This is a genomic window from Actinobacillus vicugnae (assembly GCF_901687125.1).
Lineage (GTDB): Bacteria > Pseudomonadota > Gammaproteobacteria > Enterobacterales > Pasteurellaceae > Actinobacillus > Actinobacillus vicugnae.
The window spans coordinates 88,494-103,630 of record NZ_CABFJY010000046.1; the positions used below are offsets into that span (position 1 = coordinate 88,494).

Below are 15,137 nucleotides of genomic sequence, written 5' to 3' on the forward strand. Positions count from 1 at the left end.
ACTCACACTTATTTATATAAATACCCAATAAAGACTTAATAGAATATATACCCTTAAACCTATATTTACTAACTAATCGGATCTGGCAATAGAAATATGTTTTTTATTACAGATCAGATGTGTACACATAGCTTTACAAAATAAACCTATACTTTTTTTATGGTTTTTATGTTAGAATCTGCGCCTCATTCACCAAATACCTGACTAAATTAAAGGGAGATTATAATGAAAAAATGGCTATTTCCGTTACTTGCTTCAGCTTTGTTAATCAGTGGCTGTAATGAAGATTCAGCACCTCAAAGCAATACCCAAAACACTTCAAATTCCGAAAAAAACACATTTAAAAACAATGAATTAAAACAAGTTACCGTAATCGCCCCCTGGGAGTTAAATAGCCTACACCCGACCCAATCTGGTGTTATTTTTCAACGAATGAATTTGGCAGAAACTTTAGTAGAAGCAAATGAACAAGGTGAATTAATTCCAGGATTAGCAACGGAATGGTTTAGCAATCAGGACGCTACAGAATGGACTTTTACCTTGCGAGATGCCACTTTCCACAATGGCGAAAAATTGGATGCTAAAATTGTTGTAAAGAATTTAAATTTATTAATGAATCAACCTAGTATTCTAAAAAAAGCATTTATTAAAGAAATTAATACAAAAGGCAATAATCAGATAACTTTTAAATTAACTAAACCATTCGTTCCATTTCCATCTTTTTTAACACACTACTCAACAATTATTTTAGCGAATGAGTCATTTAATGAAAAAGATGAAATTACTCAGCTAATTGGATCAGGGGCATTTAAAGCGACTAAAGTTGAAGCTCCCCAAAAAATAGAAGCAATTCGTTTTGAACAATATTGGGGTAACAAACCTCAAGTGATGCAAGCTAATTATTTAGCAAGTAGCCGAAGTGAAACTCGTGTATTAATGGCACAAAGCGATGCGACTTCATTGGTATTTAATTTAGATACGGCAAGTATGGCTCGTTTAAAAACTGATCCTAATTTAACATTAACCAGTGGATCTATCGCTCGTACGATTCAGTTAAAAATGGATGTAGCAAAACCATTTTTTAATGACTTAGCCATTCGTAAAGCGCTTTCTCAAGCAATCAATCGCAAAGCAATTGCGGAGCAAGTATTAAAAATTGAAGATGGTATCGCTGATCAAATTTTGCCGAAAGCCTTTGCGGACTGGCGGGTAGCAAGTAAAGATGAACAACTTGATATTGCAAAAATCAAGCAAAATTTGACCGCTTCTGGTTACAAATTTAATCAGGACGGTAAGCTCACCGACAGCTCAGGCAAACCATTTAGCTTTACACTCAGAACCTTTTCTGATCGTCCAGAGCTTCCGCTTATTGCAACGATTTTGCAAGCGCAATGGAAACAAATTGGGGTTGATGTGAATGTTTCAGTCGGAAACTTTAGTGAGATTCCTGCAGGTCATAAAGATGGTAGTTTAGAAATGGCGCTATATGCCTTAAATTACGGTAAAACCATCGATCCATTCGGTGTAATTGTGCAAGATTACGCAAAAGGTGGTAGTGATTGGGGGGTGATGAACTGGAACAATGAACAGCTTGCACAAACACTAGATCAAATTGAGACTGAACGAGATGCACAAAAAGTGAAACAGCTAAAACAAACCGTTAGTCAAATTATTCATGACGAGTTACCGATTATTCCAATTGTGTATTATCAACAAAATGTTGCGACACATAATGATATTCAAGGCGTGAAGCTCGATCCATTTGAAAGAAGATTTTTTTTAGAAACACTTAAAAAATAAATAATGGCAATTGCCAAATAAAATTCAATTTAAAAAACACGGAAACAGCACTAATGCTGAACAGATTTCCGTGTTTTTTATATACTTTAATGGTCAAAAATATGTTTAATATTATTCTTCGACGCCTATTTCAAATCATTTTGGTGGTTTGGTCAGTCGGCACTCTCACCTTTATTCTCACCCGTCAACTCTCTGGAGATATGGCATATCGCATTGCTGCCAGTCGTTACGGCTATGATCAAACCGATAGCCTCGCAGCTGAATTAGTACGAGCAGAACTTGGGCTTGACCAACCATGGTGGCAAAGCTATGGAAATTGGCTACTTGATCTTTTACAACTTAATTTAGGCAAATCATTAGTCACTGGCGATTTGGTCTGGAACGAAATTGCACATCAATTTGGGTATACCCTTAGCCTGGCAATCGTCGCATTATGTATCGCACTTATGATTGGGCCTACGCTTGGTATTCTTGCTGCTCGCAAAGAAAACGGCTTTTTTGACCGCTTAACCTTAGTATTCAGTACCTTATTCCGCTCTGTTCCTGCATTTATTATTGCAATTGGATTGATTACGATTTTTTCTGCCACATTGCGCTGGTTACCTGCAGGCGGATATGGAAAATGGCAGCACTTTATTTTACCTGCTTTCACCCTCGCACTTGGCTTAAGTGCAGTTTCGGTAAGGGTCACTCGCGCAGCAATGTTGCAAGTGAAACAATCTGAATATTACCAATTTGCTCGTTTAAAAGGGCTATCGAAATGGAAAACTTTTACACGCCACGGACTACGTAATATTGCGATTCCTATCATTGCTTATCATGCGGTACAGCTGGTTTATCTGATTGAAGGTGTAGTAGTAGTGGAAAGCTTATTTGCTTGGCCTGGCAGCGGACACGCATTAGTTCATGCGATTATTGCGCGAGATGTGCCAATGATCCAAGGTACATCTCTAGTGATGGGTGGCTTATTTGTACTGCTAAATATGGGAGCAGATATGTTAAGCGCATGGATTGACCCACGAATTACCGATAAACGTTAAGAGGCATAAAGATGAATAACATTACATTAAGTCAAAAAATTGGTGGCGTGATGTTAGCTTTGCTAGTCGCATTCGCTTTTTTACAGCCATATTTTTATCCGATGGATATCGGCTTTCAAGATCTTAGCAATATATTAGCAAAACCTAATGAATTAGCATGGTTTGGCACCGATCATCTCGGGCGAGATATGTTAGCACGTCTTGCTTCTGCGATTCGTTTATCATTCGGCTTATCATTGTTCAGCGTGTTTTGTGCGTTAGTTGCAGGTCTAGTATCTGGTATCTTAGCAGGCTTTTTTGGTGGCTGGCTTGATCGTTTATTTAGTTTTATCTGCGATTTAGTGATGGCGCTACCTGGTCTATTACTAATTTTATTGTTCGCTTCCCTAGCACCTGGTGCATTTTGGACACTTTATTTAGGGATTGCGTTAGTGATGTGGGTAGAATTTTTCCGTGTAATTCGAGCCGTGAGTCAAACACTTGCCTCTAGTGCAGAAATCGAGTCATCTCGTTTAATGGGGATGGGCTTATTTTATAGCTTTAAACGTCATCTTTTTCCTCGTTTATTGCCACTCATCGTTACCCTAAGTGCTTTCTCTCTAGGCAATGCAATTTTAGCACTCGCAACGCTTGGCTTTGTAAATGTAGGCTTACGTCCGCCTACAGCTGAATTAGGTTTAATGATGACGGAATTATTCCCTTATTACTATGAAGCACCATGGATTTTTATGCAGCCCGTTATTGCCGTCTTTTTAATGGTTTTAAGCCTGCAACTTTTGTCTGGGAGAATCAAATAATGACTTTACTGCGCATTGAAAATGTTGGCGTTCAAACCAGCACAGGTTTAACTTTAGTGGAGCCGATCAGCCTCAGTTTGGTACAAGGCAAAAATATTACCATTCTTGGCGAAACAGGCTCAGGCAAAAGCCTATTAATTCAAGCGATTATGGGCGCTTTACCTAATGGGCTTGTGACAAGCGGTCAAATTTTTGTAGAAAACTGCAAAATGGAAACGCATTCGCTTGAATCATTATGGGGTAAAACCTTAGTAATGTTGCCACAAGAGCCTCGCCGTTCGCTGGATCCAATTATGGCGATCGGAAAACAACTTTGGGAAAGTTTGTTCTTTGTTGCTAAAAAAACGAAACAAACCGCTAGAAATGAAGCAACACAAGCATTAGATCATTTAGGTTTAAACGCATGGCAAGCGGCTTATCCACACCAATTATCGGGTGGCATGGCACAACGAGCGTCTTTTGCGATCGCTACTGCAGCAGGTGGTAAAATTTTACTCGCTGATGAACCCACAAAAGGGTTAGATCCACACAGCAAAGCGAATGTGATCAAACTGCTTAAACAAGCCTATCAAAACCAAGGTGGTTTACTAACTATTACTCATGATATTGAGGTTGCCGAACAGTTAGGCGGTGAAATTTTAGTCATGAAAAAGGGCAAATTGTTAGAGAAAGGTTTGGCAGAAGATTTACTAAAAAATCCACAGCATCCTTATACAAAAGCCTTGATTGCAGCCGATCCAAAACACTGGCCAGCGGTCAAAAGTGTGCAAAATTTTGCAAAAAATCAACCGCTTGTCTCCGTAAAAAATTTAGCCGTCGCACGAGGTAAACGCACACTTTTTAGCGGACTTTCATTTGAATTGCATCAAGGCGAAATTTTAGGGCTGGTTGGACACAGTGGAATAGGTAAAAGCACTTTAGCTGATCTGCTATGCGGTTTACTCAAACCTAAAGCGGGAGAAGTGATTTGGCACAGTCAGCAACATAAGAAACATCAAGTACTAAAACTTTACCAAGATCCACCAGAGGCTTTTGCGCCAACAGTGAGCTTGCAAACATTATTAGATGACGTGATTAACAAGCACAAACTAGATCGTTCTCAAATTCCAAACTTATTGCAACAGCTTGCTCTTTCACCAGAAACTTTAGCGCGTAATGCTGAAAATGTATCAGGAGGAGAATTGCAACGAGTGGCGATCTTACGTGCCTTATTGCTCGAACCCGTTTTGCTGTTTGCAGACGAAGTCACATCTCGATTAGATCCAATTACCCAAAAAGAAACGATTGAGTTATTAATCAATCAATGCCGTGCCCGCCATTGCGCATTAGTGATTGTCAGTCATGACCCATATTTGATTGAGAAAAGTTGCGATAAAGTGATTGATTTAACCCAATTCGTGAAATAAGCAGAAAAAGCTAGCTTCAGCAAAAGTTGCTGTTCTGATAAAACTTAAGCGGTCATTTTTAGAAGAGATTTTACATATGTAATGGATAAATTCACATAATTTATTTCTTACTTATTGCAAATACTCATTAAAATGACCGCTTGATTACTCAACTAAATCTAACATTTCTTGGGCATTCGCCAATACGGCATCAGTAATCTTACTTCCCCCTAACAATCTAGCTAACGCTTGCACTCGTTCTGTTTGCGTTAATAACGACATTTGCGTTTCAGTTTGGTTATTTTCTACATACTTCTGAACATTAAAATGATGATGGCCATAGCTCGCAACTTGCGGTAAATGCGTTACACAAAGTACTTGGCATTTTTTGCCTAATTGGCGTAATAATTTTCCTACTGTTGTCGCAGTTGGTCCACTAATCCCTACATCTACTTCATCAAAAATAATAGTTGGTGTAGATAATTTATTTGCGGTTAGCACCTGCACAGCTAATGAAATACGAGATAACTCCCCGCCAGAGGCAATTTTTGCTAATGGCTGCGCTTGCTGCCCCAAATTACTACGCAAATTAAACTCAACAAAATCGGCACCATTATTTGATAGCTTCTTAGGATCATGTTGCACTTCAATAAAAAATTCACCATTTTCCATTGAAAGATGTTTAATCTGAGCTGTTACTTGTTCTGCGAGTTTATTTGCCGCTTCAAGGCGTTTTTGATAAATCTTTTCAGCAAGCTGAACAGATAGCTGATAAGCGGCTTGTTCATCTGACATTAATTGATCTTCGTTATCTGCAAAATCGACTAATTTTTGTAGCTCTTGCTGTAAGAACGAGTGATGTTGCCATAACTTTTCAGGTAAAACATGATGTTTACGCGCTAGTTGAATCGTCTTACTGATTCGTTCATCTAATTCATTTAGTAGATCTGGATCTTGTTCGATTTTACTGACTAAATCACTTACTTCAGAACTCGCTTCTTGAACCTGAATCAATGATTCATTCAACATATTTAATGCCGATTGATAGCGTGTATCTACTTCAACTAAATCTTCTAAATGACGAATCGCCTTATACAGCATTGAATCCACATTTAATTCATTCTCGCTCAACAAATCACTTACTTCCTGAGAAAGTACCGTAAGCGCTTCTGAATTTGATAAGCGACTATGCGTTTCTTCCATCTCCTCAAATTCACCTCGCTTAATCGCAAATTCATCTAGCTCATCTACTTGATATTGCAATAGCTGTCTACGAGCTTCATTTTCTTGGCATTGCTGACGGAAATTCTTCACTTGTTGATGCAATTTTCTCCAGCTGTGATATTGGCAACTCATTTCATGTAACAGTTGCTGAATACCCGCGTAATTATCCAATACTTCTAATTGATATTCACTTTTTAGTAATAACTGTGGCGCATGCTGACCATTTAAATGAATAAGGTATTGCCCCAATTCTCGTAATTGAGAAATGGGCAGGGGGCGATTATTAACAAAAGCTTTAGAGCGACCTTCCTGATTAATCATTCGGCGTAAAATACATTCTTGAGGATTATCTTCATCTAATAACTCATGCTGCTGCAACCACAAATAAGCAGGGCTTGTCGGCTGCATCGTAAAAGTAGCAGTAATATCTGCTTTATCTGCACCATTGCGAATCATACTGCTTTCGGAACGATAACCTAAGCAAAGGCTTAACGCATCAATGGCAATTGATTTACCAGCTCCCGTTTCACCTGTGATGACGGACATTCCTTCATTCAGATCTAGCATTAAATGACGGACAATCGCAAAATTATTAACGGTTAATTGAGTTAGCATAAAAACACCTGTAAAAATATCACCTGTATAGATATATACTACAACTGTTTTTTTACACAGTAAAGTGCTTTATAATTTTTTTGCAAAATTAGACCGCTTACCATAAAAAAATCCTCGCTGATTTTCATCAACGAGGATTTTTAAAATTAAAACATATTAAATAAATACTTGTTCACCAATACGGTAACCTTGTGGAGCTTGTTCTTTATCCTCAAAGGTCACAAATTCCCAAGCATTTTCATTCGCAAGTATTGCACGCAATAATTTATTATTTAAACCATGACCTGATTTATACGCACTGAAATCGCCAAGAATATTATAGCCACACATAAATAAGTCACCGATTGAATCTAACATTTTATGTTTAACTAATTCATCTTTATAGCGTAAGCCTTCTTCATTTAGAATACGATATTCATCTAATACAATCGCATTATCAAGGCTTCCACCTAGTGCTAAACCAATTGATTGAAGATATTCAACATCTTTCATAAAAGTAAAGGTTCTTGCACGGCTAATCTTGTGAATAAAGCTCTCAGCAGATAATTCCATTTTGAAATTGCGTACATCTTTACTAATTGTTGGATGGTTAAAATCAATTGTGAAATCTAATTTTAAACCTTTGTCGTAAGGTTTAATTTCTGCCCATTTATCGCCCTCCTCTACTCGTACAGTTTCTTTAATACGAATAAATTTTTTCGGCGCATCTTGTTCTTCAATGCCTGCATCTAACAATAAATAGATGAATGGGCTAGCACTACCATCCATAATTGGAATTTCAGGTGCATCCACTTCAACAATTAGGTTATCTAAACCTAATGAAGCCATTGCTGCATTTAAATGCTCAACAGTTGAGATACGTACCCCATCATCATTAATCATACAAGTACAAAGTTGCGTGTCACGAATAGATTCAGCACTTGCAGGAAAATAGACCGCTGGCTCTAAATCTGTACGTGCATAAATAATACCCGTATTTGCTGGAGCAGGACGTAACGTTAAAGTTACTTTTTTACCGCTGTGCAAGCCAATACCCGTCACTTTGGTTGCTTGTTTTAGCGTTCTTTGTTTAATCATTATTCTCTCCTTATTCCCTACATTGGGCGGTCATTACTGACCATTTCTCATAAACCCAGGAATTGAGTTTGGAGACCAAACTTGAGAAGAATCTACCTGTTGTGGTTTTGGTGCAGCCTGCTGTGGCTGGCTAAATTGTGTTGGTTGTTGCGCATAACCTTGCTGAGGTTGAGCAAATGCTGGTTGAGCAGGTTGTGCCTGTGGCTGATATGCTGTTTGCACTTGTTGCTGAACCTGTGGTTGCAACACTGGCGTTCTCGGTAAAGTTAATTCTTCTGCTTGACCAATACCTGTTGCAACTAAAGTTACACGAATTTTACCTTCCATATCTGGATTTACTGAAGTACCAAACACGATAGTTGCATCTTGTGCCGCAAAACTATGGATATAATCCATAATTACATCAACTTCATTTAATTCAATATCTAAACCAGACGCAATACTTACTAAAATACCTTTAGCACCTGACAAATCAACATCTTCTAATAACGGGCTTGCTACTGCATCATGTGCTGCTTTTTCTGCACGATCTTCACCTTCAGCAATACCTGTACCCATCATCGCACGCCCCATTTCAGACATTACTGTTTTCACGTCTGCAAAGTCCACGTTGATTAAACCAGGAGAAGTAATCATATCTGTGATCCCTAAAACAGCATTACGTAAAATGTCGTTTGCTGCTTTAAAAGCATCCATCATTTTTGTATTTTTTGGTAATACTTTTAATAATTTATCGTTAGGGATGATAATTAATGAGTCCACGTGCTTAGATAACTCTTGGATGCCTTGCTCCGCATAACTCATACGTTTGTTACCTTCAAAACGGAACGGCTTAGTTACGATAGCAACAGTTAATGAACCTTGTGATTTTGCAATATCTGCAATAACAGGTGCAGCACCAGTACCAGTACCGCCTCCCATACCAGCAGAGATAAATACCATATCTGCACCAGCAATCATATTAGACAATGCTTCACGGTCTTCTTCGGCTGCTTGGCGACCTACATTCGGGTTTGCACCAGCGCCTAAACCTTTAGTGATATTAGCACCAATTTGAATGGTTTGACGTACAGAGCTTGTACGTAATACTTGTGCATCAGTATTTACTGAGAAAAACTCAACACCGCCAACCCCTTCACTATTTAGGTTGCCATCAACCATATGGTTTAGCGCATTACCGCCACCGCCGCCAACGCCAACAACCTTGATTACCGCATCTTGCGTTGTTTCATAAATAGGTTCAAACATTTTTTATCTCCCTACGTGCCAATTTTCTGATCAGCACTATTAAAAACTCGATTTTGCCCAATTAACAGCTTTCTTCACGCCTCTGCCTAAAACATCAAGCAGCGTATCTACTTTCTCGCCAATTTCACCACCGCTACTCTTTTCGTCAGAATTGTAATGGCTATACTGTAAAAGACCGAGTACTGTTGCATATTGTGGTTTATTTACATAGTCCGTTAATCCTGTAATATTCAACGGATATCCAACTCTTACTTGAGAGCCAAAGATATTTCTTGCACATTCTACAATATCTTCGATTTGTGAACCACCACCAGTAAGCACAAAACCTGCAATTAATTCCTGTTTTATGCCTTTCTGGAACAATTCATTGCGTAATTGGGTTAATTCATTCTCTACAACCTTTAATAAATCACTATAACATTGTGAAGTTACCGTCGCAACTTGCGCTTTGGTAAAGGTTCTAGGCATTCGGCCGCCAAGTCCAGCTACCTCAATTTTTTTCTCTGCATTATGTGCTGGAGGATTAATCGCACTACCATAATTCATCTTAATGCTTTCAGCCTCACTGCGCGAAGTAGTGAAAACATGTGCAATATAGTCAGTCACATTATTACCAGCGAATGGAATCACTTTACTAAAACGCAAGGCACCATCGGTATAAACTAATACATCCATTGTGCCACCACCGATATCAATGAGGCAAACGCCTAACTCTTTTTCATCTTCGGTTAGCACTGAATAACTTGAGGCAAGTCCAGAAAAAACGACCTTATCTACTTTTAATTTTGCGCGCTCTACCGCATTTTTTAAGTTACGCAACCAGTCTTGGTGGCAAGCAATAAGATGAGCTTGTGCCTGTAAACGCATACCAGATAAACCAACTGGGTTTTTGGTCGCTGGCAGGCGATCAACTTTATATTCTTGTGGAATAATATGTAACGTTTCTAAACCATCAGGCAATTTAATTGAGCGAGCAATATGAATCGCGGAATCAATATCTTCATTTGTTACCGTACCTGCAAGTGGCACAGTGCCACTTTCATTTAAAGCAGTGATATGTTGTCCAGAAATAGCAAGCGTTACACCAATAATTTGACAGTCTGATACCGACTCTGCTTGTTCAATCGCACGTTGGATCGAATTGACTGCGGCATCTAAATCAATCACTCCGCCTCGGTCAACACCTTTAGCTGGGCAAACACCCGAGCCAATTACATTTATCACGCCATCTGGCAAAACTTCACCCACTACGGCGACAACTTTTGACGTGCCGATATCTAAACCGACAATTATTTTGGATTCTGCTATTTTTGTCATATTCACTATACTATATTATGCTTGCCAAGAATTATTGATGTACAGAACTAAAACCGACAGCTGCACCATGTTCATAGCGCAGATCCACATAAGCAAGTCGTTGTCCTTCTGGAACATTAATTTCTGGAAAAATTGTTACAAAGCGGTCAATTTTGGGCGTCCATTCTCCTCGACCAAGGCGCAGTTCTACATGATTAGACAACGTGATCTTCCAAGATCCTCTATTATCCACTGCAACAGACTGAAGCTCTAAATTTCGAGCTTTTAAATCTGCTTTAATTTTACTCCACGCATCTAGAACCACTTTTCCTTCCGAATCAGGACCATATAGTACAGGAAGCCCTGTTTTATCCATTCGATCGGCTGGTAAACTAAATACCACACCATGGTCAGAAAGAAACTGAGTGTCATTCCAAATAGCAACTGGATTATGCTCAATCAAAGTAATGCTTAAACGATCTGGGTAAAGCTTTCTCACTACCACATCTCGTACCCAAGATATACCAAGTAATTTTTCTTTTACTTGCTGGATATCTTGACCGAAATATCCTTTTAGAACAGGCTTTTGCGATAAAGTTTCCCGAACATCAGCATTTGTCGTAAATCGAGTTTTATGGGTTAGCGCATAGGCACGAATCGGAGTCTTATCCAAACTCTCTAACCACGGTTGCCAATTACTATAAATAATAAACGCGAAGATTACGCATAATAACACAATCAACGGTTTAATTAATACTAACCTATTAAAGGGATTTGCTGTAGATTTTGCTTTTAGCGGCTTAAAACGCACCGAAGGTGCCGTTTTTTTGCGTAAAACAGAAACCATTAGGCGCTTAACTCCAATACACGTTCAACTAATTTCTCAAACGAAATACCCACTGTTGCCGCTGATTTAGGGAAAATACTGTGGCTTGTCATGCCTGGGCAAGTATTCACTTCAACTAAATTAAAGCGACCGTTTGCATCTTCCATGATATCAATACGACTCCAGCCACGGCAACCAACAACATCGTAAGCAGCTTTAACTAATTCTGCCACTTCTGCTTGGCGCTCATCATTTAAGGCAGGTACAATATATTGCGTATTATCTGATACGTATTTAGCGTGGTAGTCGTAGAATTCACCATCTGGAATCACTTGCACTGCAGGTAATACTTCGCCGCCTAATACTGGCACTGAATATTCTTTACCCGCAAGAAATGCTTCTACTAATACAATAGAATCAAACTTTAATGCTTCTTCTACTGCTGGTAATAATTGTTCCACAGATTTAACTTTGGTTACCCCCACACTTGAACCTTCGCTCGAAGGTTTAACAAACACAGGTAAACCTAATTTTGCAATAATTTGCTCAGTATCAACCGCTTCCCCACGGCGTACTACAACCATTTCAGCGGTTGGAAGCCCAACGGCTTGCCACATTAATTTAGTGCGAAATTTATCTAAAGTTACCGCTGAAGCCATTACACCACAACCAGTATAAGGAATCCCCATTTGTTCTAAAGCACCTTGTAATACGCCATTTTCACCAATTCCACCGTGTAAAATATTAAACACACGCTGAATGCCTTTTTCTTTTAATTTTTCAATTGGGAAATCTTTAGTGTCAATGCCTTCGACATTATAACCAAGTGATTTTAATGCTTCTGTTACTGCAGCACCTGAATTTAGCGAAACTTCACGTTCTTGTGAAACGCCACCAAATAACACCGCAATTTTTTCGTTTTTAATACTCATTTTGTTTTCCATTATTCATTTATTGGTAGGATAAGCTAGCTCATCATTTAAATTATCATCTCTTTTAGTAGGCTAAAGCCCATCCTACGACTAATTAACAAATTTATTTACAAGCGGTCAAACTTGTAAAAAATTCTGCAAATTTGACCGCTTATTATTACGCTTTCCAGCTTTCTGCTAAACCACGGGAAATGCGACTTACACTGCCCGCACCTTGTGCAAGAATTAAATCGCCGTCTTGAATAATTTGATCTAACACTTCGCCAAGCTGTTCAGTATCTGATACTAAAATTGGATCAACTTTACCTAAATTACGAATAGAACGCGCTAAAGCTTTACTGTCAGCCCCGACAATCGGCACTTCGCCCGCGGCATAAACATCTAATAAAATTAAAGCATCAACCTTAGAAAGCACTTGTACGAAATCATCAAATAAATCACGAGTACGTGAATAACGGTGTGGTTGGAATACCATTACTACACGTTTATTTTCCCAGCCTGAACGCGCTGCTTTAATAGTTACATCCACTTCCGTTGGATGATGACCATAATCATCAACCAACATTACTTTACCATTTGGACGAATAAACGAACCTAATTGGTCAAAGCGACGACCAGCACCTTGGAAATCAGCAAGCGCGGCTAAAATTGCTTCATTAGCAATATTTTCTTCTTTTGCTACCGCAAGCGCTGCTGTTGCATTTAACGCATTATGTCTACCAGGTACGTTAAGTAGCACATCAATACGCTCACCATTTGGGCATACCACGGTGTAATGACCCTGGAAGCCTGTTTGTTGATAATCTTCAATACGGTAATCCGCTTTTTCGCTAAAGCCATAGGTGATCACTTGGCGGCCAACCTGTGGCGCAATTTCCATTACCGTTTCATCATCAGCGCACATTACTGCCAAACCGTAGAATGGTAAATTACGTAAGAATTTCACATAAGTCGCTTTCATTTGCTCAAAGTCACCACCGTAAGTATCCATATGATCAGGTTCAATATTGGTTACCACCGAAACCATTGGCTGCAAATGTAAGAATGAAGCATCACTTTCATCCGCTTCTGCAATTAAATAGCGACTTGCACCTAAATGCGCATTTTTACCTGCTGATTTAACTAAACCACCATTTACGAAAGTTGGATCCAATTTCGCCTCAGTGTAAATCATTGAAATCATTGCAGTTGTGGTGGTTTTACCGTGCGTTCCAGCCACCGCAATACCATGACGGAATCGCATAATTTCTGCCAACATTTGCGCACGTTGAATCACAGGAATGCGCGCTTCTTTTGCTGCTTGTACTTCTGGATTACTATCATCAATCGCACTGGAAGCAACAACTACGCTTGCTCCAGCAATATTTTCCGCCTGATGCCCAATAAAGATATTTGCCCCTGCATCCGCTAGACGTTTAGTCACTGCGCCTTCTGCAATATCAGAACCTGAAATTTGGTAACCTTCGTTTAATAAGACCTCCGCAATACCGCTCATCCCAGCGCCACCAATACCGATAAAATGAATTTGATTCACTCGGCGCATTTCAGGTACTAACTTTTTAACTTTATCTTGGAAATTTTTCATTTTGTGTTGCCATTTTAGTAAGAACACCACATTTGGCGTCCATTTGCAAATTAATAATAAAATCTGACCGCTTGTAAAAGTAGGAACTAAACAGAGCGTACTTACAATGATGATTTTGCTTCTTGAATAATCACTTCCGCTACGCGTTGTGCCGCAGTTGGTGTAGCTTTTGCTCGTGCTTTGATTGCCATTTCAGTAAGTTTTTGACGATCTGCAATTAACGGTTGTAATGCATTTAACAAACTTTCAGGGGTAAAATCTTGTTGTTCAATAATCATTGCCGCCCCATCGTCCGCTAAATAAGTCGCATTTAAATATTGTTGGCGATCTTTATGTTGATAAGGCACAAAAATTGCGGGCAAACCTGCGGCTGCAATTTCACATACTGTGAGAGCGCCAGCGCGACAAATCACTAAATCTGCCCAACTATACGCCTCTGCCATATCATCAATAAATTCCGCAGCGACGCCATTCCCCACAGTGTTATAAATTTCAGCGACGCCGCCTAGGTTCCCTTTTCCTACTTGGTGACTAATATAAACCTGATTCCCCAGCTGTTTTGCAACTTCTGGCACGGTTTGGTTGATCACTTTCGCGCCTTGACTGCCTCCCATCACTAAAATATTGATCGGATAGTCACGATCTGCGAAACGAATTTCTGGTGCAATAAGTTGTGACAGATCTTCTCGAACAGGATTACCAACTACTTCTGCATTAGCAAATGCAGTTGGAAATGCTTGTAAAACACGGCGTGCAATTTTAGATAACCAAACATTAGTTAAACCTGCGACTGCATTTTGTTCATGTAAAATCAGAGGTATGCCACACAATTTAGCCGCAATACCCCCTGGCCCAGACACATATCCACCCATCCCCAGTACTGCATCAGGTTGATAATTTTTAATGATTTTACGGGCTTGCATCACAGCTTTCAAAATAGCAAACGGCGCTTTTAGCAATGCGCCAATTCCCTTGCCTTTAAGCCCAGAAATTTGGATAAACTCAATTGGAATACCATGCTTTGGCACAAGATCCGCTTCCATACGATCTTGCGTACCTAGCCAGCGGATCTCCCAACCTTGTTTTTGAAGTTCACGTGCAACAGCAATTGCGGGAAAAACGTGTCCGCCTGTTCCACCAGCCATAACAAGAAGTTTTTTAGTCATTTTGATCTCTTTTGCAAAATTTTGAGCGGAATCAACCGCTTTTTAGATTTTTATAGACAAATTGTTGTTATTGTACAGGAAATTGGTTATTTACGGAAAAAGAAAGCGGTCAGTTTTTGCAAATTTTTTGCAAATTCCGACCGCTT

At 39.3% G+C, this 15,137-nt stretch carries 12 protein-coding genes; 4 read left to right on the forward strand and 8 right to left on the reverse strand.

Going from position 1 to position 15,137, the window contains the following annotated elements; translation table 11 throughout:
- Positions 1-225: 225 nt before the first annotated feature.
- The 4 genes from F8M47_RS09535 (at position 226) to F8M47_RS09550 (ending at position 5,043) form a co-directional block, all read left to right on the forward strand.
- A complete protein-coding gene (locus tag F8M47_RS09535) occupies positions 226-1,800 on the forward strand; it encodes an ABC transporter substrate-binding protein (protein WP_150539850.1) in 1,575 nt (524 codons plus the stop codon).
- A 101-nt stretch (positions 1,801-1,901) separates the two neighbouring features.
- A complete protein-coding gene (locus tag F8M47_RS09540; protein ID WP_150539851.1) occupies positions 1,902-2,840 on the forward strand; it encodes an ABC transporter permease in 939 nt (312 codons plus the stop codon).
- Between the two features lie 11 nt (positions 2,841-2,851).
- Positions 2,852-3,637, forward strand: coding sequence for an ABC transporter permease (locus F8M47_RS09545; RefSeq protein ID WP_150539852.1), 786 nt, complete (start codon positions 2,852-2,854; stop codon positions 3,635-3,637).
- Positions 3,637-5,043: an ABC transporter ATP-binding protein gene (locus tag F8M47_RS09550; RefSeq protein WP_150539853.1), complete on the forward strand. Its 1,407-nt coding sequence runs from the start codon at positions 3,637-3,639 to the stop codon at positions 5,041-5,043. The genes F8M47_RS09545 and F8M47_RS09550 overlap by 1 nt, the downstream gene beginning before the upstream one ends.
- 144 nt (positions 5,044-5,187) lie before the next feature.
- Here the strand turns inward: F8M47_RS09550 and recN are convergent, their stop codons facing one another.
- The 8 genes from recN to murG form a co-directional block, all read right to left on the reverse strand.
- Positions 5,188-6,861 (reverse strand): DNA repair protein RecN, encoded by a 1,674-nt coding sequence (gene recN / locus F8M47_RS09555; protein ID WP_150539854.1) that lies wholly within the window; start codon positions 6,859-6,861, stop codon positions 5,188-5,190.
- A 156-nt stretch (positions 6,862-7,017) separates the two neighbouring features.
- Positions 7,018-7,938, reverse strand: a complete 921-nt coding sequence (gene lpxC / locus F8M47_RS09560; RefSeq protein ID WP_150539855.1) for a UDP-3-O-acyl-N-acetylglucosamine deacetylase — start codon at positions 7,936-7,938, stop codon at positions 7,018-7,020.
- A 33-nt stretch (positions 7,939-7,971) separates the two neighbouring features.
- Complete coding sequence (gene ftsZ, locus F8M47_RS09565; protein WP_150539856.1) at positions 7,972-9,186, reverse strand: cell division protein FtsZ; 1,215 nt, start codon at positions 9,184-9,186, stop codon at positions 7,972-7,974.
- 39 nt (positions 9,187-9,225) lie between these two features.
- Positions 9,226-10,503 (reverse strand): cell division protein FtsA, encoded by a 1,278-nt coding sequence (ftsA, locus tag F8M47_RS09570; protein WP_150539857.1) that lies wholly within the window; start codon positions 10,501-10,503, stop codon positions 9,226-9,228.
- 31 nt (positions 10,504-10,534) lie between these two features.
- Positions 10,535-11,329 (reverse strand): cell division protein FtsQ/DivIB, encoded by a 795-nt coding sequence (locus F8M47_RS09575; RefSeq protein WP_150539858.1) that lies wholly within the window; start codon positions 11,327-11,329, stop codon positions 10,535-10,537.
- A complete protein-coding gene (locus F8M47_RS09580) occupies positions 11,329-12,240 on the reverse strand; it encodes a D-alanine--D-alanine ligase (protein WP_150539859.1) in 912 nt (303 codons plus the stop codon). Before F8M47_RS09580 ends, F8M47_RS09575 begins: the two co-directional genes overlap by 1 nt.
- A 157-nt stretch (positions 12,241-12,397) precedes the next feature.
- Positions 12,398-13,825, reverse strand: a complete 1,428-nt coding sequence (gene murC, locus F8M47_RS09585; RefSeq protein ID WP_150539860.1) for a UDP-N-acetylmuramate--L-alanine ligase — start codon at positions 13,823-13,825, stop codon at positions 12,398-12,400.
- A 101-nt stretch (positions 13,826-13,926) separates the two neighbouring features.
- Positions 13,927-14,991, reverse strand: coding sequence for an undecaprenyldiphospho-muramoylpentapeptide beta-N-acetylglucosaminyltransferase (murG, locus tag F8M47_RS09590; protein ID WP_150539861.1), 1,065 nt, complete (start codon positions 14,989-14,991; stop codon positions 13,927-13,929).
- Positions 14,992-15,137: the final 146 nt, after the last annotated feature.